The sequence below is a fragment of the Sphingomonas sp. CCH5-D11 genome (genome assembly GCF_001557395.1).
In the GTDB taxonomy this organism is placed as follows: Bacteria; Pseudomonadota; Alphaproteobacteria; order Sphingomonadales; family Sphingomonadaceae; genus Sphingomonas.
Window position 1 is genome coordinate 1 of sequence record NZ_LSKH01000194.1, and the last position, 3537, is coordinate 3537.

Here is a 3537-nt window from a genome sequence, read left to right on the forward strand (position 1 = left end):
CCCGCGCGCCCGCCCCGATCGCCGCCCAGACATTGGCGATGCCGGTGCCACGCGTGTCGTGCAGATGGACGCGCACGGGCAAGGGCGCGATCGCCTCCGCCACCCGGCCCACCGCCTCGGCCACCTGCGCCGGCACCGCGACGCCGATCGTGTCAGCCAGCGCCACTTCGCGCGGGCCAGCCTCCGCCGCACGCCGCGCCATGTCGATCACGCGGGCGAGCGACACCTCGCCCTCGAACGGGCAGCCGAAAGCGGCGGCGATGGTGATCTGCCCACCGCGGCCGGCGGCGCGCGCCAGCGCCACCGTGTCGCGCGAGGCCAGCAGGCTTTCGGCGCTGGTCTGCTTCTGGTTGCGCAGGGCAAAGGTGTCGCTGGCAACGCAGACCGCGCCCAGCTCGTCGATGCGCGTGGCGAGCGCCCGCTCCGCGCCGCGCCGGTTCAGCACCAGGGCGATGAAGGTCACGTCGTCGCGTACCGGCAGGCCGGCGACGACCGCATCGGCATCGGCAAGCTGCGGCACGCGCGCGGGGTTGACGAAGCTCGTCACCTCGATGCGGCGCGCGCCGGCCGCGATCGCCCGGTCGATCAGCGCCAGCTTGTCGGCGGTGGAGGCGAGGCCGGCCTCGTTCTGGAGCCCGTCGCGCGGCGACACCTCCACGATCTCGATCCCGCACTCACCTGATGCTGCGTCAGCCAAAGGTTGCTCTCTCCGTGATACCTAGTATGCTAAGCATATCGGCGGAGCAAGCCGGCTTGCGCATTCCGCCGCCACGCCTTCTAACCCGTGCCATGAAGTCGATCGAACTGATGATGCACCTTTTACAGCGTTTCTGCTGGCTGGACGAGCGGTTGCAGGCGCAATTGCACGATCATGGGTGGCCGGACGTCAGCCGCGCGCAATCCATGGTGATGATCAACATCGTCAGCGGCATCACGCGCCCGTCGGACATTGCGCGGCGGCTGGGCATCTCGCGCCAGGCGATCCACGCAACGGTGGCGCAGATGATCGACAAGGGGATGGTGACGCTGGTGCCCGACCCCGACGACGCGCGGCACAAGCAATTGACGCTGACGGCCTTTGGCGAACGGATGCGCGCCGATGCGCAGGGCATCATGGGGGGTCTGACCGACCAGATCGCCGGCACGATCGGCGAGGCGCGGTTCGAGGCGCTGCTGGAGATGCTGGCGAGCGACTGGGGCGACGGGCCGGTCGGGGCTTCGGGCGCGGCGTCGGTTGGGGGACGGGAGCGCGCGGCATGAGGCCGTGGACGCGGCTGAGCGCGCCCGCCGCGCTGCTGCCCAGCCCCGATATCGACACGGACAAGATCCTGCCCGCGCGGTTCATGAAGGGGCTGGAGCGCGAGGGGCTGGGGCGGCATCTGTTCGCCGACGTGCGTGGCGGCGACGCCAGCTACGCAATCGCGCCCGACCGGCGGATCATCGTGGCGGGGCGCAATTTCGGCTCCGGATCGTCCCGCGAACATGCCGTCTGGGCGCTGACCGGCCATGGCATCCGCTGCGTCATCGCGCCAAGCTTCGGGAGCATCTTCGCTGGTAATGCGGCATCGAACGGGCTGCTGCTGGCGAGCGTGACCGACGCTGATCTCGCCACGCTGACCGACCGGCTGGCCGCCTTGCCCGACGCGCCGGTCGACGTAGACCTGGAGGCGCAGGCGATCCGGGCCGGCAACCTCCACCTGCCATTCACCATCGACCCCGGCGTGCGCCGGGCGCTGCTCGACGGGCTGGACGATATCGGCCGCACCCTGCGCTTCGCCGGCGCCATTTCGGCCTTCGAGGAGCGCGCGCTGGCCCAATCCGCCTGAGCCGGCGGCCAGCAACGCTCAGGCGGCGAGCATCGCGGGCGATGCCGGGCCTCGCCGCGCCGGGCGGTGAGCGGCGGCAGCGAGCGAGACGCCCGCCTCGCTGGCGCCGGTGCGGAAGGCGCGGGCCAGTTCAGACAGCTGACCCACCTCCTGCGACAGGTTGCGCGCGGCGGCGGAGGTTTCCTCCACCATGGCGGCGTTCTGCTGCGTGGAGCGATCCATCGTGCCGACGGCGGCGGAAATCTCCCCGATGGCAACCGCCTGGGCATTGTTGTCGCTGGCGATCGCGGCGAGCAGCACGTGGACCTGCCCGACATCCTCCGAAATGTTCGCCAGCGCGCCGTCGACGCGCTGCACCATCTCCACCGCCGCGCCGATATCCCCCTGGGTGGAGGTAAGCTGGTCGCGCGCGCGGCCGGCCTCTTCCTCGGCGCGCATCGCCAGCGCGGACACCAGATCGGCGACCACCGCGAAGCCGCGCCCCGCCTCGCCGGCGCGCCCGGCCTCCACCGCCGCGTTCATGGCGAGCACGCGCGTCTGGAAGGCAATCTTGTCCAGCCCCTCAATCACGCTGTCGATGCCCTTGGCGGAATGGGCCACGCGCGTCATCGCCTGCATCGCATCGTCCGCGATGCTGCGCCCGCTGGAGACGGTGGCGATCGCCTGATCGGCGCGCTCCACCGTGGCGCGGGACGCCTGCGCACCGTGCTTCAGCCTATCGTCCATCTGCGTCATCGCCGCCGATGTCTGTTCAAGGCTGGCCGCATTGCCCTCCGTCCGGCGGGCGAGATCCTCCGACGCCTGGGCGATCTCGTGCACGCCGGCGTCGATGCGCCCGGCGCCGTCCGTCACCGCCACGATCATCTCGCAGATCTTGCCCAGCGCATCATTGTAGCTGGTTTCCAGCCCGGCGAAGCTTTGCGGCATGCCGCGAAGCTGGCGCGTGAGATCGCCCGCCGCGAGCACGGCCAGCGCCTCCTCCAGCTGCGCCACCGCCATCTCGCGCGAGGATTGCGCTTCCTCGAAGTAAACCGACAGCGACAATTCCATGTCGAGCAGCGCCGCCTTCACGAGCGCCTTGGTGGCCGCCTGCGCCGCCGCCGGCCGCCACACCGCCATCAGCCGCCGCCACCACGGCGCGCGGCGCGCCACGCCGGTGATCAGATCCTCGATCACCAGCGCATAGCTGCCGACATACCAGCGCGGCTCCAGCCCGATGCGCGCATGGGTGGCGCCGATGCGGCGGATGCTTTCGTAATAATTGCTGTCGAACTGGGCGGTGGCGAGATGCCCCCAATGCTTCTCCTGCGCCGCCTTCGCCTTTGCCATATGCGCGGCGTTGCTGAAGAAATTGGCCGTCTCCCCAGTGCGCTGCGCGCGGGCGTAGAAGCGGTCCAGCGCCTTGCTGATGGTGGCGCGAATGGCGGGCTGAGTATCTCGCAAGGCGGCGCGCTGATCCGCGTCGAATTCCATGAACTCAAGACGCGAGGCAATGGCGTCAGACATGCAGGGCTCCTGAACGGTGGCGCGGTGGCCGCTTCCAAAGCCTTATTATAGGGGGGCTTTCGCACCACCGGCCGCGCGTGCCGCGGGAAAGATCGCGCCGGCTTGGCCGATCAGGCGCCGCGCCCGGGCACGCGCACGTCCCGCACGTCCATGATGCAACCGGCCAGCGCGGCGGCGGCGGCGCTGGCGGGGCTCATCAGATGGG

Annotated in this window: 4 protein-coding genes; 2 read left to right on the plus strand and 2 right to left on the minus strand. The window is 70.4% G+C overall.

Annotated elements, in window-relative coordinates; translation table 11 throughout:
• The coding region (locus AX702_RS12070; RefSeq protein WP_066779896.1) for a 3-hydroxy-3-methylglutaryl-CoA lyase at positions 1 to 697 on the minus strand (697 nt) is incomplete at its 3' end.
• Positions 698 to 789: 92 nt separating this feature from the next.
• Between AX702_RS12070 and AX702_RS12075 the strand changes: the two genes are divergently transcribed.
• Complete coding sequence (locus tag AX702_RS12075) at positions 790 to 1260, plus strand: MarR family winged helix-turn-helix transcriptional regulator (RefSeq protein WP_066779898.1); 471 nt, start codon at positions 790 to 792, stop codon at positions 1258 to 1260.
• The gene (gene leuD / locus AX702_RS12080) at positions 1257 to 1826 is read left to right on the plus strand and encodes a 3-isopropylmalate dehydratase small subunit (RefSeq protein WP_066779899.1); all 570 of its coding nucleotides are present in this window, start codon (positions 1257 to 1259) and stop codon (positions 1824 to 1826) included. Before AX702_RS12075 ends, leuD begins: the two co-directional genes overlap by 4 nt.
• An 18-nt stretch (positions 1827 to 1844) precedes the next feature.
• Here leuD and AX702_RS12085 read toward each other — a convergent pair whose 3' ends face one another.
• Positions 1845 to 3332 (minus strand): methyl-accepting chemotaxis protein, encoded by a 1488-nt coding sequence (locus AX702_RS12085; protein WP_066779901.1) that lies wholly within the window; start codon positions 3330 to 3332, stop codon positions 1845 to 1847.
• Between the last annotated feature and the right edge of the window lie 205 nt (positions 3333 to 3537).